Genomic DNA, 19,198 nt, shown 5'->3' with positions numbered 1-19,198 from the left:
CGGGCGCCGAGCGCGTCGGCTGGGGTGGACGGTCACGCCACTCTCGGTGGTTGAGGTGCGAGCGAAGCGAGCCTCGAAACCACGTCGACCGGTGGTGTCGGTCCGCGTGGGGCAGCGATGATGGCGCCATGCGACGCGCCCTCCTCCTGACAACCGCCCTGGCGCTGTCGCTGACGGGGTGCGCCGGACCTGACGCGGAGTCGGAGGGCGAGCCGACGGAGGCCGTCATCTCCGCGGTGGAGACCGGCACCGAGCCCGGCACCGAGCTGTCGTACGGCGAGCCGGCGACCCTCGTGTGGCAGCCCACCGCCGACGTCACGGGCGAGCTCGAGCTGAGCGTCGACGGGGTCGCCGAGCAGCGCCCGTCGGTCTTCGACGGCTGGACCCGGGACGAGGCGATGGCGGCAGCGAGGCCCTACTTCGTCACGGTGTCGCTCACCAACACGGGGGAGTCCGACCTGGGCGGCCAGGTCGTCCCGCTCTACCTGCGCGACGACCGCGACACCCTGGGCGCACCGTGGACGCTGGGCGGCGACTTCACCGCCTGCCAGAGCGGGCCGCCGCCCACGCCGTTCGCGCCCGGCGACAGCGCCGAGATGTGCCTGGTGTTCCTCGCCCCGGACGGCGCACGCATGAAGGACGTGGTCTTCGAGCCGACGGAGGGCTACGACCCGATCAGCTGGTCCGGCTGATTTGGGCGCGGCCGCCACCCCGCTCGACAATGGGGGCATGAGTGCCGTGCCCGAGTCCCTGACGCTGGGGCCGCTGCGCGTCGACACCCCCGTCGTCCTCGCGCCGATGGCCGGCATCACCAACGCGGCCTACCGGCGCCTCTGCGCCGAGCAGGGCGCCGGCCTCTACGTCTGCGAGATGATCACCAGCCGCGGCCTCGTCGAGGGTGACGAGACCACGAAGAAGATGCTCGTCTTCGACGAGCTCGAGTCGGTCCGCTCGGTGCAGCTCTACGGCACCGACCCGGTCTACATCGGCAAGGCCGTGGAGATCCTCTGCGCCGACCACGGCGTCGCGCACGTCGACCTCAACTTCGGCTGCCCCGTGCCCAAGGTGACGCGCAAGGGCGGTGGGGGAGCCCTGCCCTGGAAGCGCGGCCTGCTGGGGGAGATCCTCGAGCACGCGGTCGCCGCCGCCGCGCCGTACGACGTCCCGGTGACGATGAAGACCCGCAAGGGTCTCGATGACGACCACCTCACCTACCTCGACGCCGGGCGCATCGCCCAGGAGTCCGGCGTCGCCGCGATCGCCCTCCACGGCCGCACCGTGCAGCAGGCCTACTCCGGCGCAGCCGACTGGGACGCCATCGCCGCGCTGGTCGACCACGTCGACATCCCGGTCCTGGGCAACGGTGACATCTGGGAGGCGTCCGACGCGCTGCGGATGGTCGAGCAGACCGGCGCCGCGGGCGTCGTCGTCGGCCGCGGCTGCCTCGGCCGGCCCTGGCTGTTCCGCGACCTGGCGGCGGCCTTCCACGGCGAGGACGTCGCCACCCTCCCGACCCTCGGCGAGGTGAAGGCGATGATGCGCCGTCACGCCGAGCTGCTCTCGGAGCACATGGGGGAGGAGCGGGGCTGCAAGGAGTTCCGCAAGCACATCACCTGGTACCTCAAGGGCTTCCCGGCCGGAGGCGAGCTGCGCCACCAGCTGGCGCTCGTCCACTCGCTCGCCTCGCTCGACGTGCTGCTCGACGGCCTCGACGACAGCGCCCCGTTCCCCGAGCGCGAGCTCGGTACGCCGCGGGGGCGCCAGGGTGCCCCGCGCAAGAAGGTCGTGCTCCCCGAGGGCTGGCTCGACGACACCGACGGGCGCGGCTCGCACCTGCGCGAGGATGCCGACGAGACGACCGGCGGTTGAACCGGCCCGGCGGGGTCACGCCTGTCGTCCCTGTCGCCCTACGCAGGGAATCCGCGCCGGGTGAGCCGAAACACCCTGATTTTTACTTGGGGAGATTGGGACACCACGGAAATCGTGTGCTTCACTCGATGATCGCGTCGACGTGGGCACGAGGCTTCCCCGTGATCTCTCCCTGATCTCCCTCGTGGTTCGGCGCAGTCCCCCGTCAGCAAGTGCAAAGGATCAGCGCTGTGGCTCAGCATCGCCACAAGCGGGAAACCCCTGCTACCCGCAAGCCCCGTCCGTCCCGGATCCCCCGTTCCGTCCAGGTGTCGGCACCGCTCGCCGTCGTGGCGACCCTGTCCGCGGTGACCATGGGCGTGCTGTCAGCGGCTCCGGAGTCCTCGGGCGCGGACCTGATGGCCGCGTCGAGCGACAGCCAGTCGAGCGACAGCCAGTCCAGCACCAGCCAGTCGATCGCCAACGCGAGCGCGCTGCTGCGCCGCGGCGAGACCACGGTGTCGCGGTCGCAGATCCGCACCGCCGCCAAGGCTGAGTCGGCGGCACGCCGCGACCTCCAGGTCGATCAGCAGGCGCGTCGGCTGGCCAAGCGTGTCGACGACACGCTGTGGACCACGGAGGCCCTCAACCTGTGGGACGGCCCGAGCGAGAAGGCCGAGAAGATGGGCGTCATCGACGCCCTCCGTCAGGTGACCGTCACCGGCCGCGAGCAGGCCGGCCGCACGCAGGTCGTCATCGACGGTCAGTCGCGCTGGGTGACCAGCGACTACCTCGCCGCGACCAAGCCGAAGCCCGAGCCCGAGGGCCCGAGCCTGGGCGGCACCTGCAGCAACGGCTCGACCATCGACGCCGGCCACGCCGCCCTCTACGACATCCACGACGTCGTGTGCGCCAACTGGCCGCAGATCACCAGCTACGGCACGTGGCGCGGCGACGGCGAGCACGGGCAGGGTCGGGCGATCGACATCATGGTCACCGGCGAGACCGGCTGGGCCGTGGCCGACTTCCTGCGTGCCAACTACGCCTCGCTGGGCATCGAGTACATCATCTTCTCGCAGAAGATCTGGTCCGTGGAACGCTCCGGCGAGGGCTGGCGGGGCATGTCCGACCGCGGCTCGGTCACCGCCAACCACTACGACCACGTGCACGTCACCGTCTACTGAGACTTCACCGGGGCCCCGCGGGGCTCACCCGTCGGTCGACCAGAGGTCCCGCCGGTCGATGTCGGGGTGCTCGGTGACCGTGTCGAGCAGGTCCGTGGTGGAGTGCGAGTTGCCCTTCGTGGCGGCAGCCAGCAGGGCCTCCTCGCCCTGGTCGTCGGTGTAGTGGTGCGGAACCACCAGCACGACGAGCGTCGTCCGGCTCGAGGTGGTCAGGTGGACGAGGTGAGCGCCGTCCCGGGGCAGCGTGCCCACCCGGACCTCGCCGTGCGCTGCCCGGACGCTCGCGGGCGCGTCGTCCCAGTCGGGTGTGGAGACGAGCGCGTGCGTGACCCGACCCAGGGCGGCCGGGAAGTGGTCGACGAGGTCGCGCAGCTCCGTCGCGAGGTCCCGGCTGCGGGGCCACCAGCCGCCGTCGAGGGTGTCGTGGCCGACGCGGTGCGCCATGAGCAGCCGGAGCGGCCGATCCGTCGGGGAGCCTGCATCGCGGACGTGGACGGGGTGGTTCGGCGTCGACATGACGTGTGCCTCTCGACCGGTCCGGGCACCCGGCTGGGTGGCGCTCGCCGGTTCGTCGACCCCCACCCTAGTCGAGCCGACGCGCGGTGGTCGTCTGCCCTCGCTAGGCTCACCGGTCGATGAGCATCGAGGACCTGTACGACGACCCGGCGCGCGAGCGCGTGGTCGCCGAGCCCCCCAAGCGGGTCGACGCCCCCGTCCGGCTGGCGTTCGAGCGCGACCGGGCGCGCGTGGTCCACGCTGCCGCGTCCCGCCGGCTCGCGGCCAAGACGCAGGTGGTCGGTCCGCAGACCGACGACTTCGTCCGCAACCGGCTCACGCACAGCCTCGAGGTCGCGCAGGTCGCCCGCGACCTGGCGCGCGCGTTGGGCACGCACCCCGACATCGCCGAGACCGCGGCGCTGGCCCACGACATGGGACATCCGCCGTTCGGGCACAACGGCGAGCGGGTGCTCGCCGAGCTCAGCGTCGACTGCGGGGGCTTCGAGGGCAACGCACAGACGTTGCGCCTGCTGACCAGGCTGGAGTCGAAGACCTTCGACGACGCCGGCCGGTCGGTGGGTCTCAACCTGACCCGAGCCACGCTCGACGCCTGCACGAAGTACCCCTGGCCACGCTCCGAGGCGACCGGCCCGCACGGCGTCCACGCCGACGGCACGCCGCGGGTGGTCGTCAAGTTCGGCGTCTACGACGACGACCGCCCGGTCTTCGACTGGATGCGCGCCGGTGTCGCGGGGCGTCGTCGCTGTCTCGAGGCCCAGGTGATGGACCTCGCCGACGACGTGGCCTATTCCGTCCACGACGTCGAGGACGGAATCGTCGCCGGCCGGCTCGACCTCACCCGGCTCGACCGTGACGGCCTGTGGGAGACCGTCCGATCCTGGTACCTCCCCGGCGTCGACGACGCCACCCTCGACGAGGCCCTCGCCGGGCTGCGGGCCGTCGGCAGCTGGCCGCAGACGCCCTACGACGGTTCGCGCCGCAGCCTCGCCGCGATCAAGAACCTCACCAGCGACCTCATCGGCCGCTTCTGCGGGAGCGTCCAGCAGGCGACGTTCGCCGCCACCGGGGGCGATCCGCTCGTGCGCAACCGTGCCGACCTGGTCGTGCCCGAGCAGACCGAGGTCGAGATCGGCGTGCTCAAGGGCCTCGCGTCCCTCTACGTCATGCAGGCCGACGACCGCGTCTCACTGATGAAGCGTCAGCGTGAGCTCGTGGCCGAGCTAGTCGAGGCGCTCTGGTCCCGCGGCGTCGAGGCGCTCGACCCCGTGTTCGCCGAGGACTGGCACGCAGCGACGGACGACGCCGGACGGCGCCGGGTCGTCATCGACCAGGTGGCCTCGCTCACGGACGCCAGCGCCGTCGCCCGTCACACGTCCCTCACCCGGCCGTAGCCGAGCGAGGGACGCGCAGGACCCGAGCGAGACCCGACCTAGGGCAGGTCGCCCTGCGGGTAGGGGTTGTCCTGGAGCGCGACGTTGTCGGGGTTGAGGCTGTCCTCGAGGTCGGAGCGGTGGTTGCCGCTGCCCGACGGGGTCACCTTGTCGGCCGCGGTGCTGGCGGCCGAGGTGACCTTGTCCTTCACCACCGGCGCCTTCTCCTTGGCGAGGTCGGCGGCCTGGTGCGCCTTCTCCTGCACGCGCGGGTCCTCCTTGACCCGGGTGGCGGCCTTCTTGATCTGCTCGTAACGCTCGCGTCCGGCACGGGTGCCGAGCACGTAGCCCGCAGCGGCGGCGATCAGCAGGGACAGCTTCCTCATGGTGCGTTCCTTCCGGTGGTTCAGTGGTTGCGGCGCAGGCGCCACACGATCAGGACGAGGGCCATCGCGGCCAGCGACCCCGCCGCGGCGAGCACCTCGGGGCGGGGGGAGCCGTCGGCGGTCGTGGCCGAGTCCTTGAGCGCAGCGACCTTCTGCTGCGCCTGGGACTTCACGTCGAGCTTGGCGGCGAGGTCGTCGACGGTCTCGGCGAGCTGCTCGCGCTGGCGCGCGACGTCGGCCTCGAGCTCCTCGGGTGTCTTCTGCTCAGGCATGGTGGTCTCCCTTCACCGTGGCGATGTCCTCCTTGATCCCCTGGATCGCCCGCTCGGGCGCAGGGGGGCCGGCCTCGGCCACCTTGTTCTTGCCGACCAGGCCAGCGACGGCCGCGCCGACGAGGAGGACGACCGCGACGATGAGTGCTGCCAGCCAGGCGTCGACGACGGTGGCCAGGCCCAGGATCGCGGTCGTGACGAGGGCGGCGAGGGCGAAGAACCCGAGGAGGCCGGCGACGCTGAACATGCCGATCCCGACGCCTGCGCGCTTGCCCTTCTCCGCCACCTCGGCCTGCGCCAGCCTCATCTCCGAGCGGATCAGCTCGGGGATCTGCTGGGACAGCTGGTGGACGAGTGCGCCGAGGGTCTGACCCTCTGGCGCTCCGTGCTGAGCAGTCATGTCTCGACCTTCGCAGACACCCCCGGCCCGCACCAGCACGGTTCGCCCGAAGGGGTGCACGGGCCATCTCTCCAAGGATCCCGCGACGATGTGGAGACCCCGCGGCGGGAGTGGGTGCCCCGCCGTAGACTCCCCGACGTGGCAGGCCGGATTCGCGACGACGACATCGCCGAGGTGCGCGAGAAGGCGCGGATCGACGACGTCGTGTCGCAGTACGTCACGCTCAGGCGCGCGGGCGGCGGCACGCTGAAGGGCCTGTGCCCCTTCCACGACGAGAAGACTCCGTCGTTCAACGTCAACCCGTCGCGCTCCTTCTACCACTGCTTCGGCTGCGGCGAGGGCGGTGACGTCATCTCCTTCCTGATGAAGGTCGACGGCCTGACCTTCACCGAGACCGTCGAGCGCCTCGCCGAGAAGTACGGCGTCCAGCTGCGCCGCGAGGACGGCGACGACGAGCCGCAGCGCCCGAGGGGCCCGGCCCGTGCCCGGCTCATCGAGGCGCACCGCATCGCCCAGGAGTTCTACGCCGAGCAGCTCGCCACCGCGGACGCCGTGGTCGCCCGGCAGTTCCTCGACCAGCGCGGGTTCGACCAAGAGGCGGCGGAGCTGTTCGGGGTGGGCTTCGCGCCGCGCGACGGGGAGGCGCTCACGCGCCACCTGCGCGGTCGCCGGATCTCCGACGAGGAGTCCGTCGCTGCCGGTCTGGTGGCCCTGGGCCGCTCCCACTACGACCGCTTCCGGGGCCGGCTGGTCTGGCCGATCCGCGAGGCCAACGGCGACACGATCGGCTTCGGCGCCCGGCGCATCTTCGACGACGACCGGATCGAGGCCAAGTACCTCAACACCTCCGAGACCGCGATCTACAAGAAGAGCCACGTCCTCTACGGCATCGACCTGGCGCGCACCGCGATGAAGGACAGCCAGCAGGCCGTCGTCGTCGAGGGCTACACCGACGTGATGGCCTGCCACCTCGCCGGGGTGCGCACCGCCGTGGCGTCGTGCGGCACCGCGTTCGGCCAGGACCACGCCCGGGTGCTGCGCCGCTTCATGGGTGACCACGGTCCGACCGGTGGTGAGGTGATCTTCACCTTCGACGGCGACTCGGCCGGGCAGAAGGCAGCGATGAAGGTGCTGGACAGCGACCAGGTCTTCGCCTCGCAGACCTACGTCGCGGTCGCCCCGGAGGGGATGGACCCCTGCGACCTGCGGCTCAAGGAGGGTGATGAGGCTGTGCGTGAGCTGGTCGCGAAGCGCCAGCCGCTCTACCGCTTCGCCCTCGACAACATCCTGGCCCGCTACGACCTCGACCGCGCCGACGGCCGTGTCGACGCGCTGCGAGACGCGGCCGGCCTGGTGGCGAGCATCCGCGACAAGACCAAGGTCGAGTCGTTCTCCCGCGAGCTCGCCCACATGGTCGGCGTCGACGTCGACGAGGTGCGCCGGGAGGTGCGTCGCGCGGCGAGCCGGCCGGCGCCGACCGAGGAGCGTCGTACGCCACGAGCCACCGAGCCGGCGGCGGCACCCGAGCCCGTGCGGCCGTCGCTCCCCAGCCTCTCCGACCCCCGCTTCCTCATCGAGCGTGAGCTGCTCAAGCTCGTCATCCAGCACCCGTCCGGCGTCGGGCGCACGACCACCCACGTCACCTCCGGCGACTTCACCCACCCGACCTTCCAGGGCGTCTGGGAGGCGGTCACCGCGGCCGGCGGCCCGGCGAGCGGCGCCGACGACCCGGCGTGGTCCACCAAGGTGCGTGGCGCGGCGTCCGACCCCGCCGTCGTCGCCGCGGTCACCGAGCTCGGCGTCGAGCCCGTCCGCGGCACGTCCGACCCCAACCCGACGTTCGCCGTGGCCTACGTCTACCGACTCCAGGAGCTCACCACGTCCCGCCGCATCGCCGACGTCAAGGCCCGCCTCCAGCGCACCAATCCGGTGGACAACGCCCTCGACTACAACCGCATGTTCGGTGAGCTGGTGATGCTCGAGCAGCACCGCCGCAAGCTGCGTGAGGGTGCTGTCGGCATCTCGAGCGGACAGTCGTGAGGGGCTGGGCGCGCACGTCGTCACCGACCGTCGCAGTCGCGGCGGGGGAGCGCGTGCTGGCGGCGGCCACCGCGAGCGACGGCACCGTCCTCGCCGGCACCCGTGACGCGTTCTACGTCGTCGCTGGAGGGGAGACCCGGCGGGTCCCTTGGGAGCAGGTGGAGGCGGCCGACTGGGACCGCGACACCGACAGCTTCCGGCTCTCCGAGGTCGGCACCTGGGGCGCGCAGCGGCCCGTGCACACGGCCACGCTCGAGGAGCCCGGCCGGCTGCTGGAGCTGGTGCGCGAGCGGGTCACCGCCAGCGTCGTCCTGCAGCGCCACGTCACGGTCGGCGGGCGCCGGGGGCTGCGGGTCATCGCCCGCCGCGCCCCCGCGGGCACGGGGCGGATCCAGTGGGTCTACGAGTACGACGAAGGGGTCGACCCCGACGCCCCTGCCGTGCGGGCAGCCGCGCGCAGCGCGCTCGAGGCGATGCAGCGCGACGTCGGCCTGCCCTGATTTCACCCACGGTGTCCGGGCTTGCTAAGGTTTCGCCTCGCTGCACAAGCGATCCCCTGTAGCTCAACTGGCAGAGCATTCGGCTGTTAACCGGAGGGTTGTTGGTTCGAGTCCAACCGGGGGAGCTGAGAAGGGCCCGAGGCGTCACGCCTCGGGCCCTTCGTCGTCCTCGCTGAGGGTCAGCGGATGCGGACCGCCTTCGACTTCGCGCCGGGCACCGGCGTGCTGCCGCTGCCGACGATGACCTCGCCCGCACCGGCGAACACCGCGCGGACGCGGTCGCCCTTCTTCGCCTTGAACTTCGCCTTGGCCACGCCGGAGGCGTTGGTGGTGCCCTTGGCGACCTTCTTCCACTTCTTGCCGACCTTCTTCTGGAAGGTGATCTTGCTTCCCTGGGCCGGCGCCCCCGTGGTCGAGCCGACGGTCACCGAGACCTTCGCGGCAGCCTTGACCTTCGAGCCCTTGCGCTTGGCCTTCAGGCTGACCTTCGACTTCGCCTGGCCGACGACCTCGATGGTGCCCTCGACCTGCCGGGCGCCGAAGACGGTCGGGCTGGTGCCCACCTTGTAGTCGACGGTCGTGGCGACCGTGTAGGTGCCGTACTGCTCGTAGACCGAGCACAGCTGCAGGCCGCCGGACGCCGCGGACGGGTCGCCGTTGAAGGTGCCGAAGGACTCGCGGTGCGCGTTGGTGCCGTCAGGGGCGACGAGCTCGATGACGATCGACCAGGACGTAGTGCCCTGCGGGAGCTCGACGGAGTAGGTGTAGGCGTGGTCGATGCACGTGTTGTCCGGCAGGACCGCGGTCGGGGCGAACGTGAGCGTCGCGTCGCCGGGCGCGGCCTGGGCAGGCGTCGCGAGCGAGACCGTGGACAGTGCCAGTGCTGCGACGGCGACGGCGCCGCCGAGGCGCTTGAGGATCTTCATGCAGTGCTTCTCCTTGGTTGCGTCCGGACGATTCCGGACCTGGGTCGGACACAGGCCCGCACGTCGCCGCACGCACCCCCGTTGTGCGCCGGAAAGGTAGCAACTCCGCCGCACGCCCGACCTCCTACCCATCCAGGCGCGTGGCAATCAGCCCTGGCAGGCAACATTGGCCGGACGACTCGGACGCCGGCCGTCACCCCCAGCCGAGCGGGAACACCTCGAACGTCGCCGCGTGCGTGACGCCGAGTCCCTGGCCACCTGCGCGGAGGATGCCGTCGAGGAACTCCTCGGGGTCCCAGCCCTCCCAGCCGAGGCCGTCGATGTAGGCCTTGTGCTCCTCGAGGGAGGCCACCCCCGCGTCGAACGTGTCGGAGACGTCGACGGCGTGTGTCGCCTGCGGTGAGCCGGCGGCCCACACCGCGCGTACGCCACCCCACGGCTCGAGGCCGTCGGTGAGCTGCTCGGGGAAGATCCATCGGTTCCCCGCGTCCCGTACGCCGTCCAGCAGCGCCTTGCCGACCGCGATGTGGTCGGCCTGGTTGAGGTTCGTGCCCCCGAACGTCTCGCGGAAGTTGATGGTCACCGCGACGTCGGGGCGGTGCTGCCGCACGACCTTCGCGATCGCCGCCCGCAGGGCGACGCCGTACTCCAGGACGCCGTCGGGCAGCCGCAGGAACTCGACCTCGTCGACGCCGACCACGCCGGCCGAGGCGATCTCCTCGGCCTCGCGCGCCGGACGGCACTCGTCGGGGTGCATCCCGTCGATGCCGGCCTCGCCGCTGGTCACCATGCAGTAGACGACGCGCTTGCCCTCCCCGGTCCAGCGCGCGACCGCGGCTGCCGCGCCGTACTCGATGTCGTCGGGGTGGGCGACCACGAAGAGCGCGGTCTGCCAGTCCTCGGGGAGGGTCTCGTAGCTCGGAGGGTTCGCCATGGGCCGAGCATGGCAGCAGGGCCGGCCGGTGTCTGCCCTCAGCGGGCCGCGCTCAGGCCATCACACCGACGGACTGCGGTGCGAAGCCCGGGAACACCTGGGCCACGCTGACCCCGAAGCGCTTGGTGACCACCTCGGTCAGCACGCTGCGGTAGTCGGTGGTGACCAGCAGGTCGCCGTCGAGCGTGTTCTGCAGGCCTGGCCAGGAGCCGTAGTACGTCCCGCCCCGCACGCCCGCACCGGCCACGAACATCACGTTGCCGAAGCCGTGGTCGGTGCCGTAGTTGTCGTTCTCCTTGACGCGTCGGCCGAACTCGCTGAGCGTCACGAGCGTGACCCGGTCGGCTGCCGGACCGAGGTCGGCGAAGAAGGCGGCGATCGAGGCGGCCAGGTCGCCGGCGTTGCGCTTCATGTCGCCCCACTCGAGGGTGCCGAGGTCGGTGTGCATGTCCCAGTCACCCTGGTCGACGGTGATCACCTCGGCGCCCACGCCGGCGCGCACGATGCGCGAGACGTCGGACAGCGCCTTGCCCAGGGTGCTGGAGGGGTACGCACTGGCGGGGGTGCCGGCGGGCAGGTCACGGGCCGCGCCGAAGGTCTCCGCGCCGGCGATGGCGTCGCGGACCGCGGCGCCCATCAGGCCGTTGCCCTTCCAGGCGTGCTTGAGCGCGGCCAGGCGCCGGCCGTCCTCGTCGGTGCCGGCGACCTTCGCGCTGTCGACCTTGCCGACCACGAAGGCGGGCTCGGTGCCGAACAGCGAGGTCGGGACCTGGTTGCCCATCGCGGTGCCCTGCAGCGGCGAGGCGCCCGGCAGCTGGCCGAGCAGCCGGTTGAGCCAGCCGTTGCGCTCGGTCGAGCCCGGCGCTGCGTCCTCGATGGCCTCCATGGCCGCGAAGTGCGAGCGGTTCGGGGTCGCCATGCCGGTGGCGTGGACCGCCGCGAGGGTGCCGGCGTCCCACATCGGCAGCAGCGGCGCGAGCGCCGGGTGGAGGCCGAACATCGCGTCCGGCGCGAGCAGCGACGTGTGCGGCACCGCGATCCGTGGGCGCGCCGCGTAGTAGGCGGGGTCGGCGTGCGGCACGACGAGCGAGAGCCCGTCGGCAGCCCCTCGCAGGGACAGCAGGACCAGCACCGAGCCGAACGGGTTGGCCAGCCGGGAGGCGGGGCGGTTGGTGACGGCGTACGCCCGGGGGCCGGTGCCGCTGAGGCCGGGGCCGAGGGCGACGGCGCCACCGGCGAGCAGCGTGCCGCCGAGCAGCGCACGACGACTGAGCGCAGTCCGGGCCTCGTCGTAGTCGGGGCAGCCGCACGCGCGCACGGCCGGTGTCGGGGAGGTCGGTGAAGTCGTCATGTCAGCACGCCAGGTGGTCGGGGGAGTCGAGGACGGCGGCGAGCAGCCGGGGGAAGCCCCACTGCACGAGCCCGTGCTCGCGGTCGATGCGTTCCTTGGGCTTGCAGCCCGTGGCCAGGCAGGCCGTGGTGACCAGCCCCTTGGTGGCGGGTCGGTGGAGCAGGTCGCGGCTGACGTCGTCGACGAGGTCGGCGAACCTGATCGACTTCTTCGCCGGCACCCACTTCTCCGGCTTCTTGTAGTGCAGCCCGACGGTGGGCCACCACCCACCGGCCATCGACCAGTGCATGCTCATCGAGCCCAGCGCGCGGGCCGGCGAGGCCCAGATCTCGTCCTTGACCGGCGTGCCGTCGGGACGCGGCCAGGCGTGCGGCGAGAGACCGAGTCCCTGCGCCTGCCAGAGGATGGCGTTCGCCCCCGAGTCGTCCGACCCGGGGCGGTCGATGCCGACGCCGAGCGCCCGGTAGGTCGCCACCACGTCCTCGCTGGGGTCGCGCAGCTTGCGCCCGGCCGAGGCACGGAACTCCTTGCTCGCCACCAGCGCGCGGAGCACCGGGACGATCTCCGTGTCGTTCTTCAGGTAGACCTTGGCCAGGCGGTTGACCAGCGCCCTCGGCGGGTCGTCGCGCACGAACTTCGTGGCCAGCCGCTCGGCGACGTGGTGGGCGGTCAGCGGGTGGTGGGCGAGGTAGCGGAGGTAGTCCTTGGTGACCTGGCGCCCGTCGCCCTTGGCGTTCTTGTCGCTGAACCCCTTGACCTTCACCCGGCCGCGGTAGTGGTCCTCCTTGACGTACGACGCCGCCCAGGACTCCCAGAGGTCGACGTGCCAGCCGGTGAGGATGCGCGCGGACGCCTTGACGTCGTCCTCGCTGTAGTTGCCGGCGCCGAGCGTGTGCAGCTCGAGCAGCTCGCGGCCCAGGTTCTCGTTGGGCGCGGTCTTGGTGGAGGTCGCGGCAGACAGGAAGATCAGCATCGCTGGGTGGGTGGTGGTCGCGAGCAGCATCTCGTCGAAGCGCCCGAGGGCATGTGCGCGGATGGTGTCGCCGTAGTCGACGCGCCAGGTGAACTGGGCGTCGCCGCTGACCGGCACGTGCAGCATCGCCTCCCAGAACTCGGTCATCTTCTCGAGCACCGGACGCCGCGTGCGGATCCGTCGGACCAGGAGCCACCGGCCGTAGTCGGCCATCACCTCCCAGCCGCCGCGGACCTCCTGCACCTGGCGCTGCCACAGGTCGGCCGGCTTGCGGTCGAGGTCGGGCCACCAGCGGCGGACCGAGTCGGCGGCGGCGTCGGGGAACGACCCCGGGCGGGTGAGCTGGCGCTCGAACCACGCCTGTGCGCCGCCCGCGCGGACCACGTCCTTGGCGAGCGTCGCGTCGACGCCGTAGCCGAAGCGCGTGACGAGGTGCCGCTGCGACGGGGTCAACAGCTGCTTCTTGCGATTCCTGGCCACCGAGGTCCTCCCGTGCCCGAGCCACTTCCGAGACGGATCACTGTCCCACGGCCGCGGCCGGACACGAAGTCGAACTCGTATTTGGTTTGCGGCCCGGTGCCGGGTGCGGTCCGATCGTCCGGTGCAGATCCAGCAGCTCGACACCACCGACCCCGCCGCGCGCCGAGCCTGGCACGCCGTCATGGAGCACGCCGTCCGGTCCGACCGGCCGCACGCGCTGCTGACGACGTACGACGCCTTCGAGGTCGTCGCGACCTCGCCGAGAACGTACTTCGAGCGCACCTGGCTCCAGGCGGTGGAGGGCTCGGAGGTCGTCGGCGTCGCCGAGCTGGAGCTGCCGCTGGAGGAGAACCGCGACGTCGGGTGGTGCGAGGTCGACGTGCTCCCCGAGCACCGGCGGCGGGGGATCGGCCGTGGACTGTGGGACGCGGTGGTCGAGCGTGCCCGACAGGCCGGCCGCACGCGGCTCGGGGGAGAGGTCAGCGTCGACCTCTCGGTGGCCGGGGCCGGCTTCGCGTTCGCGACCGCCGTCGGCGCGGCCGAGAAGCACCGCGAGGACCACCTGCTCGCCGACCTCCCCGTGGCGGCCGGCCAGGTCGACCCGGCGTACGACGTCCTCACCTGGCGCGGTCGCTGCCCCGACGAGCACCGCGAGGCCTATCTCGCGATGCGCAACCAGATGAACGCCGACGTCCCGACCGGTGAGCTCGACCTCGAGGTCGAGGTCCTCGACGACGCGCGGCTGGCCGCGTCCGAGGAGCGCCTCATGAAGGCGTACGACGTCCGCGTGGCGGCGGCCCGCCGGCGCTCGGACGGCGTGCTCGGCGGCTACTCGCTCCTCTTCGTCCCGCACGGCACCCGCTACGGCTGGCAGGACGACACCCTCGTGATGCCCGAGCACCGCGGCCACCGCCTCGGTGCCGCGCTGAAGTGCGCCAACTACGCCGGCCTGCCCGGGGACGTCACCGAGGTCCACACGTGGACCGCCCCGGCCAACACCGCGATGCACCGCACCAACACCGCCCTCGGCTTCCGCGTCGTGGAGCACATGTACGAGGTCGAGGCCGTCATCGCCTAGGGTGCGCCCCGAGGGGCGGTAGCTCAGTCGGTCAGAGCAGAGGACTCATAATCCTTGGGTCGTGGGTTCGAGCCCCACCCGCCCTACGAGCATCGTGCGAACCGGGCGCGGGCGTCAGCCCTCCCCGGCGATGAGGTAGTCCTCGCCCTGCTTCGCCAGCTGCAGGGTGCCCTGCTCGGTCCTGGTCTCGCCCGACGTGGTGACGTAGTCGATCGTGTACGACGCCGTCAGCGCCTTCGGGTCCGCCTTGATCTTGCCCGGCGACGCAGAGGCGATGGTGCTCCAGAAGCCGGCGTAGCGCTCGTAGCCCCCGCTCGCGTCCTGGAACTCGGGCGTGAGCATGCTCCACGTCGTCTCGGGGTCGGAGGTCACCGTGGCGAAGTAGCCCTCCACGAACGAGCGCATCTCCGCCGGGTTCCCACCGGCTGCGGGCGCAGGCTCGGTGCTGGGGGACTCGGACGGCGTGGACTCCTCGGACGGCGTGGACTCCTCGGACGGCTCCTGGGACGGCTTCGCGGAGGTCGAGGGACTGCCGCTGGCCGACGGGCTCTCGCTGCGCGTCGTGCCGGCGTCGCCGCTCGGGCGCTCGCCGTCACCCGGCCACAGGATCCAGGCGGCCAGGCCGGCGACCACCACGAGGGCCAGGACGGCCGCCGCCCAGCCCAGCGGACGTCGCGACGGCTGGTCGCGCACGTCCGACGGTGGCGCCGGGGGAGGTGCGACGGGTGGCACAGGGGTCACGGGGACCGACGAGGTCCGCGTGGGCTCGTCGTCCCCGCCGTTGCCAGCCGCGAGCGGGGCTGCGGCCAGCGGCACCGTCGCGTCGGGGCTCGTCCCCGGTCGCGAGGAAAGGGCCGGAGCCGTGCTGGGGTTGCCGCGGGCCGCGCCCCTCAGGTCGTCGCGCACCCTCTCCACGGGCCACCGGTCCGCAGGGTCCTTGGCCATCATCACGGCCAGGAGCTCCGCGAGCGGGTGGTCGTCGGGCAGGCGCGGCGGTTCGTCGTGGACGATCTTGTAGAGGCCGCCCATGACGTTGTCGCCGACGTCGTACGGCGGACGTCCGGTGAGCGCGTAGAACAGCGTGCCGCCCAGCGACCACACGTCGCTCGCCGCGGTCGCGGGCGCCCCGGAGGCGACCTCGGGCGCGATGTAGGCGGGGGAGCCGGTGATGAAGCCGGTCTGGGTCAGTGCTGCGTCGGTGCCCGCGCGAGCGATGCCGAAGTCGCCCAGCTTCGTGTGGTTGTCGTCGTCGACCATGATGTTGCCGGGCTTGACGTCGCGGTGCACGATGCCGGCCCGCTCCGCCTGCACGAGGGCGTCGGCCGCCTGGGCGACGATGCCGGCCGCGCGCGTCACGGGCAACGGGCCCTCCGCGGTGACCACCTCGGCCAGCGTGCGTCCGCGGACGAGCTCCATCACGAGCCAGTAGCAGTCCGCGTCCTTGACGAGGTCGAAGATCGACACCACGTGCGGGTGGTTGATGCCGGCGGCCAGGCGTGCCTCCCGCTCGGCGCGCGCGATGTCCTGCCCGGTCGTCCCGGGGAGCAGCCCGATGCGCTTGATGGCGACGGACCTGTCGAGCAGCGTGTCGTGCGCGAGGTGGACGGACCCGGCGCCGCCGCGTCCGATCTCCCGCTCGAGGGTGTACCTGCCTGCGATCACGTGTGCCCCTTTCCGTGGGGAAGGCTGGGCTCCGGGACACGCTAGCCACCACCCCGGCTGGGGCTTCACACCCGTGGGGACATGTGTCGCCCCGAACCGGGCCGGCTCAGCCCTCGCCGGCGATCAGGTAGCGGTCGTCGAGGCGCTGCAGCTGCAGTCGCACGTCCTGCGTGTCGCGGGCGCCAGAGGTGAAGACGTAGTCGACGGTGTAGCCGACGGTGAGGTCCGAGGGGTCGCTGCGGACGTCGGCGAGCGTGGCCGAGCGCACCTTGCCCCACCAGCCCATGTAGCCGTCGAACCCGCCGCTGGCCTTCTGGAACTCCGGCGTGAGCTGGTCGAACGCCTGGCGCGGGTTGGTCGTCACCATCGACAGGTAGGACGTGATGAACGCGTCCATCTGCTCGCGGGTGTCCTTCGCCGACAGCGGCGGTGCCGTGCTCGTGGTGGTCGACTCCGACGTGGTCGGAGAGCTCGGGGTGTCGCCCTCGGCCGCCTCGGGCGTGCCCCGACCGGCCCAGACGTAGGCCGCGACGACCGCCGCGATCGCGAGCACCGCGGCAAGGCCGATCCAGGCGTACGGCGCCCGGCTCCGGCGGGGCCCGTCCGGGACGACCGCAGGAGCGGTGGTCCGCACGGTGGGCAGCTCCCCGGTGCGCTCGCCGTCGACACGGGGCGCAGCCGTGGCCGTCACGGTGGCGCGCTGGCCCCGCGCGAGTCGCGTGAGCTGGTCGCGCACCTGGTGCATCGGCCAACGGTTCTCCGGCTCGCGCGTCATCATCACCGAGAGCAGCCCGGCCATCGGGTGGTCGTCGGGCAGCCGCGGCGGTTCCTCGTGGACGATCTTGTAGAGCGCGCCGATGAGGTTGTCGCCCACCTCGTACGGCGGGCGGCCGGTGACGGCGTGGTAGAGCGTCGCGCCGAGCGACCACACGTCGCTGGCCGGCGTCGCGGACGACCCGGACGCCACCTCCGGCGCCAGGTAGGCGGGGGAGCCGGTGACCAGGCCGGTCTGGGTGAGGGAGGCGTCGTCGGCGCTCTTGGCGATGCCGAAGTCGCTCAGCTTGGCGACCCCGTCCGAGACCAGGATGTTGCTCGGCTTCACGTCGCGGTGCACGATCCCCGCCTCGTGCGCGTCGGCCAGCGCGTCGGCCGTCTGGGCGAGGTACGCCGCCGCTTCGGCCACCTCCAGCGGCCCGTCGGCTCGCACCATCTCGCTGATGGTGCGCCCGTCGACGTACTCCATCACCAGCCAGTGCACGTCCTCCTCCTCGACCAGGTCGAAGACGGACACCACGTGCGGGTGGTTGAGCGCGGCCGCCAGCCGTGCCTCGCGGCCGGCGCGGCCCAGGGCGGCGTGCTCGCCGGGCAGGATCCCGATGCGCTTGACGGCGACCGTGCGCCCGAGCACCTCGTCGCGTGCCAGGTGGACGGTCCCGGAGCCTCCGCGACCGATCTCCCGCTCGAGCGTGTACCTGCCTGCGATCACGTGCCGTGCCTCCTCATGCCGCGCCCTAGGCTAGTGCCCGTCCACCAACCCGCCCCACCCGAAGGAACCCACGTGACGACCCCGAATGTCCTCGACGAGCTGGAGTGGCGCGGCCTCGTCGCGCACTCCACCGACCGCGACGCGCTCCGCGCGGCGCTGGGTGAGGGGAGCGTCAAGTTCTACGTGGGCTTCGACCCGACGGCGCCGAGCCTGCACATGGGCAACCTGGTCCAGATCCTCACCGCGCGGCGGCTGCAGGAGGCCGGGCACACGCCGTACGCCCTGGTGGGCGGCGCCACCGGCATGATCGGCGACCCCCGCGAGAGCGGCGAGCGGACGCTGAACTCCCTCGACATCGTCAAGGAGTGGGTCGAGCGCGTCCGGGGGCAGATCGAGCCGTTCCTGTCCTTCGACGGCGCGAATGCAGCCACCATGGTCAACAACTACGACTGGACGGCGTCGCTGTCGACCATCGACTTCCTGCGCGACATCGGCAAGCACTTCCCGGTGAACCGGATGCTCGCGCGCGACGTGGTGAAGTCCCGCCTCGAGGCGGGCATCAGCTACACCGAGTTCTCCTACGTCCTGCTCCAGTCCATGGACTACCTCGAGCTGCACCGCCAGCACGGGGTGACGCTGCAGTTCGGCGGCTCCGACCAGTGGGGCAACCTCACCGGCGGCGTCGAGCTGATCCGCAGGGCCGACGGCGGCAAGGCGCACGCCTTCGCCACGCCCCTGATCACCAAGGCCGACGGCACCAAGTACGGCAAGACGGAGGGCGGCGCGCTCTGGCTCGATGCCGACATGCTCTCGCCCTACGCGTTCCACCAGTTCTGGCTCAACGCCGAGGACGAGAAGGTGGGCGAGCTGCTCAAGGTCTTCACCTTCCTCTCCCGCGAGGAGATCGAGGACCTCCAGCAGCAGACGGAGGAGAAGCCGTTCCTGCGCGCCGCTCAGAAGCGCCTGGCCGACGAGGTGACCGCGCTGGTGCACGGGCAGCACGAGGTCGAGCAGGCCAAGGCCGCGGCCGCGGCGCTGTTCGGCGGGGGAGACCTCGCCGCGATCCGGGCCGAGACGCTCGGTGCTGCGCTGCGCGAGGCCGGGGGCACGACGATCGCTGCCGGCGAGCTGCCCGGGATCGTCGACCTCCTGGTGGCGTCCGGGCTCGCCTCGAGCAAGGGCGAGGCGCGTCGAACGGTCGCCGAGGGCGGCGCGTACCTCAACAACGTCCGTGTCGAGGACCCCGAGCTGCGGCCGACGGAGGCCGACCTGGTCGCGGGAGGGTGGCTCGTGCTGAGGCGCGGGAAGAAGAAGTTCGCGGGGGTCCGGGTGGCCTGAAGGGGCGCTTGCTGAGGTCTCGTGGAGGGCTCGTATCGGCCAGTCCGACACGCCCCACCAGCCCCAACAGGCCTCTGACCTGCGAAAACGCCAGTGTGCTCGCGGTCACAGCGTTTCGATTTGCGCGATCCCAGCGATCCGCATAATGTTCTCTCTGTCGCCAGGGAGCGGCGGGGAGCAAGACCGGTCAGGTCGGGCTCCCGGCCCCGGGCAGGACAACCCGAAGCGGTCATCGGTCACGGTGACACCACCGGGTCAGAGCGAAACAGTCCGCGATTTGCGCGGACAGAAAGTCGCTCGCTAGGTTTGACCAGTTGCCTCACGCAACCGAGATCCTCACCGGATCGCGATGTGGGTGCGTCTGATACTTGAGAACTCAACAGTGTGTTTGATTAGTCGACGAATTAGTTTGTTATGCCCCGTTGACATCGTTTGCTGGCCTTTCTTTGTG

At 71.7% G+C, this 19,198-nt stretch carries 18 protein-coding genes and 2 tRNA genes; 10 read left to right on the top strand and 10 right to left on the bottom strand.

What is annotated here, in order from left to right:
• The first annotated feature begins 128 nt into the window (after positions 1-128).
• The 3 genes from ASC64_RS12860 to ASC64_RS12850 all read left to right on the top strand — a co-directional run bounded on the left by ASC64_RS12860 (position 129) and on the right by ASC64_RS12850 (position 3,032).
• The gene (locus ASC64_RS12860) at positions 129-692 is read left to right on the top strand and encodes a hypothetical protein (protein WP_056907957.1); all 564 of its coding nucleotides are present in this window, start codon (positions 129-131) and stop codon (positions 690-692) included.
• Positions 693-729: 37 nt separating this feature from the next.
• On the top strand, positions 730-1,869 hold the full coding sequence (gene dusB / locus ASC64_RS12855) for a tRNA dihydrouridine synthase DusB (protein ID WP_056907956.1): 1,140 nt from the start codon (positions 730-732) through the stop codon (positions 1,867-1,869).
• A gap of 230 nt (positions 1,870-2,099) precedes the next feature.
• Positions 2,100-3,032, top strand: coding sequence for an SH3 domain-containing protein (locus tag ASC64_RS12850; protein WP_156385185.1), 933 nt, complete (start codon positions 2,100-2,102; stop codon positions 3,030-3,032).
• A gap of 24 nt (positions 3,033-3,056) precedes the next feature.
• Here ASC64_RS12850 and ASC64_RS12845 read toward each other — a convergent pair whose 3' ends face one another.
• On the bottom strand, positions 3,057-3,548 hold the full coding sequence (locus ASC64_RS12845) for a DUF5994 family protein (RefSeq protein WP_056907954.1): 492 nt from the start codon (positions 3,546-3,548) through the stop codon (positions 3,057-3,059).
• Between the two features lie 119 nt (positions 3,549-3,667).
• On the opposite strand from ASC64_RS12845, the gene ASC64_RS12840 reads away from it, so the two are divergent.
• Entirely contained in the window at positions 3,668-4,942 is a 1,275-nt protein-coding gene (locus ASC64_RS12840) for a deoxyguanosinetriphosphate triphosphohydrolase (RefSeq protein ID WP_056907953.1), read from the top strand.
• Between the two features lie 38 nt (positions 4,943-4,980).
• Here the strand turns inward: ASC64_RS12840 and ASC64_RS12835 are convergent, their stop codons facing one another.
• Genes ASC64_RS12835 through ASC64_RS12825 form a run of 3 tightly spaced genes read right to left on the bottom strand, consistent with a single transcriptional unit; the run spans position 4,981 to position 5,979 of the window.
• On the bottom strand, positions 4,981-5,307 hold the full coding sequence (locus tag ASC64_RS12835; RefSeq protein ID WP_200937742.1) for a YtxH domain-containing protein: 327 nt from the start codon (positions 5,305-5,307) through the stop codon (positions 4,981-4,983).
• A gap of 20 nt (positions 5,308-5,327) precedes the next feature.
• Entirely contained in the window at positions 5,328-5,579 is a 252-nt protein-coding gene (locus ASC64_RS12830) for a DUF3618 domain-containing protein (RefSeq protein WP_056907952.1), read from the bottom strand.
• The gene (locus ASC64_RS12825) at positions 5,572-5,979 is read right to left on the bottom strand and encodes a phage holin family protein (protein WP_056907951.1); all 408 of its coding nucleotides are present in this window, start codon (positions 5,977-5,979) and stop codon (positions 5,572-5,574) included. The genes ASC64_RS12830 and ASC64_RS12825 overlap by 8 nt, the downstream gene beginning before the upstream one ends.
• A 138-nt stretch (positions 5,980-6,117) precedes the next feature.
• Here ASC64_RS12825 and dnaG point away from each other — a divergent pair, with 138 nt between their 5' ends.
• The 3 genes from dnaG to ASC64_RS12810 all read left to right on the top strand — a co-directional run bounded on the left by dnaG (position 6,118) and on the right by ASC64_RS12810 (position 8,644).
• Positions 6,118-8,019, top strand: coding sequence for a DNA primase (gene dnaG / locus ASC64_RS12820; protein ID WP_056907950.1), 1,902 nt, complete (start codon positions 6,118-6,120; stop codon positions 8,017-8,019).
• Positions 8,016-8,519 (top strand): hypothetical protein, encoded by a 504-nt coding sequence (locus ASC64_RS12815; protein ID WP_056907949.1) that lies wholly within the window; start codon positions 8,016-8,018, stop codon positions 8,517-8,519. The genes dnaG and ASC64_RS12815 overlap by 4 nt, the downstream gene beginning before the upstream one ends.
• Before the next feature lie 52 nt (positions 8,520-8,571).
• Positions 8,572-8,644, top strand: a tRNA-Asn gene (locus ASC64_RS12810).
• Positions 8,645-8,698: 54 nt separating this feature from the next.
• Here ASC64_RS12810 and ASC64_RS12805 read toward each other — a convergent pair.
• The 4 genes from ASC64_RS12805 to ASC64_RS12790 form a co-directional block, all read right to left on the bottom strand.
• Entirely contained in the window at positions 8,699-9,445 is a 747-nt protein-coding gene (locus ASC64_RS12805; protein WP_056907948.1) for a hypothetical protein, read from the bottom strand.
• A 193-nt stretch (positions 9,446-9,638) separates the two neighbouring features.
• On the bottom strand, positions 9,639-10,379 hold the full coding sequence (locus tag ASC64_RS12800; RefSeq protein WP_056907947.1) for a PIG-L deacetylase family protein: 741 nt from the start codon (positions 10,377-10,379) through the stop codon (positions 9,639-9,641).
• A gap of 52 nt (positions 10,380-10,431) precedes the next feature.
• Positions 10,432-11,730: a DUF1501 domain-containing protein gene (locus tag ASC64_RS12795; RefSeq protein WP_082550454.1), complete on the bottom strand. Its 1,299-nt coding sequence runs from the start codon at positions 11,728-11,730 to the stop codon at positions 10,432-10,434.
• Between the two features lies 1 nt (position 11,731).
• Positions 11,732-13,156 (bottom strand): DUF1800 domain-containing protein, encoded by a 1,425-nt coding sequence (locus ASC64_RS12790; RefSeq protein ID WP_056907945.1) that lies wholly within the window; start codon positions 13,154-13,156, stop codon positions 11,732-11,734.
• A gap of 148 nt (positions 13,157-13,304) precedes the next feature.
• Between ASC64_RS12790 and ASC64_RS12785 the strand changes: the two genes are divergently transcribed.
• Positions 13,305-14,261 (top strand): GNAT family N-acetyltransferase, encoded by a 957-nt coding sequence (locus ASC64_RS12785; RefSeq protein WP_056907944.1) that lies wholly within the window; start codon positions 13,305-13,307, stop codon positions 14,259-14,261.
• A 12-nt stretch (positions 14,262-14,273) separates the two neighbouring features.
• Positions 14,274-14,347: transfer RNA gene (locus tag ASC64_RS12780), tRNA-Ile, on the top strand.
• A 28-nt stretch (positions 14,348-14,375) separates the two neighbouring features.
• Here ASC64_RS12780 and ASC64_RS12775 read toward each other — a convergent pair.
• Positions 14,376-15,923 carry a serine/threonine-protein kinase gene (locus ASC64_RS12775; protein ID WP_056907943.1) on the bottom strand — a complete coding sequence of 516 codons (1,548 nt, stop codon included), beginning with the start codon at positions 15,921-15,923 and terminating at the stop codon, positions 14,376-14,378.
• A gap of 106 nt (positions 15,924-16,029) precedes the next feature.
• Positions 16,030-17,409: a serine/threonine-protein kinase gene (locus ASC64_RS12770; protein ID WP_056907942.1), complete on the bottom strand. Its 1,380-nt coding sequence runs from the start codon at positions 17,407-17,409 to the stop codon at positions 16,030-16,032.
• Positions 17,410-17,481: 72 nt separating this feature from the next.
• Between ASC64_RS12770 and tyrS the strand changes: the two genes are divergently transcribed.
• Entirely contained in the window at positions 17,482-18,747 is a 1,266-nt protein-coding gene (gene tyrS / locus ASC64_RS12765) for a tyrosine--tRNA ligase (RefSeq protein WP_056907941.1), read from the top strand.
• Positions 18,748-19,198: the final 451 nt, after the last annotated feature.

Source organism: Nocardioides sp. Root122 (assembly GCF_001425025.1).
Taxonomy (GTDB): domain Bacteria; phylum Actinomycetota; class Actinomycetes; order Propionibacteriales; family Nocardioidaceae; genus Nocardioides.
Note: the sequence above shows the minus strand (reverse complement) of the source record. Positions and strands in the feature narration are given on the sequence as shown.

Coding starts and splice junctions, on each gene's coding strand:
- ASC64_RS12795 (WP_082550454.1), bottom strand. CDS start 11,730: ATGACGACTTCACCGACCTCCCCGACACCGGCCGTGCGCGCGTGCGGC.
- ASC64_RS12840 (WP_056907953.1), top strand. CDS start 3,668: ATGAGCATCGAGGACCTGTACGACGACCCGGCGCGCGAGCGCGTGGTC.
- ASC64_RS12830 (WP_056907952.1), bottom strand. CDS start 5,579: ATGCCTGAGCAGAAGACACCCGAGGAGCTCGAGGCCGACGTCGCGCGC.
- ASC64_RS12835 (WP_200937742.1), bottom strand. CDS start 5,307: ATGAGGAAGCTGTCCCTGCTGATCGCCGCCGCTGCGGGCTACGTGCTC.
- ASC64_RS12845 (WP_056907954.1), bottom strand. CDS start 3,548: ATGTCGACGCCGAACCACCCCGTCCACGTCCGCGATGCAGGCTCCCCG.
- ASC64_RS12800 (WP_056907947.1), bottom strand. CDS start 10,379: ATGGCGAACCCTCCGAGCTACGAGACCCTCCCCGAGGACTGGCAGACC.
- ASC64_RS12825 (WP_056907951.1), bottom strand. CDS start 5,979: ATGACTGCTCAGCACGGAGCGCCAGAGGGTCAGACCCTCGGCGCACTC.
- dusB (WP_056907956.1), top strand. CDS start 730: ATGAGTGCCGTGCCCGAGTCCCTGACGCTGGGGCCGCTGCGCGTCGAC.
- ASC64_RS12860 (WP_056907957.1), top strand. CDS start 129: ATGCGACGCGCCCTCCTCCTGACAACCGCCCTGGCGCTGTCGCTGACG.
- ASC64_RS12805 (WP_056907948.1), bottom strand. CDS start 9,445: ATGAAGATCCTCAAGCGCCTCGGCGGCGCCGTCGCCGTCGCAGCACTG.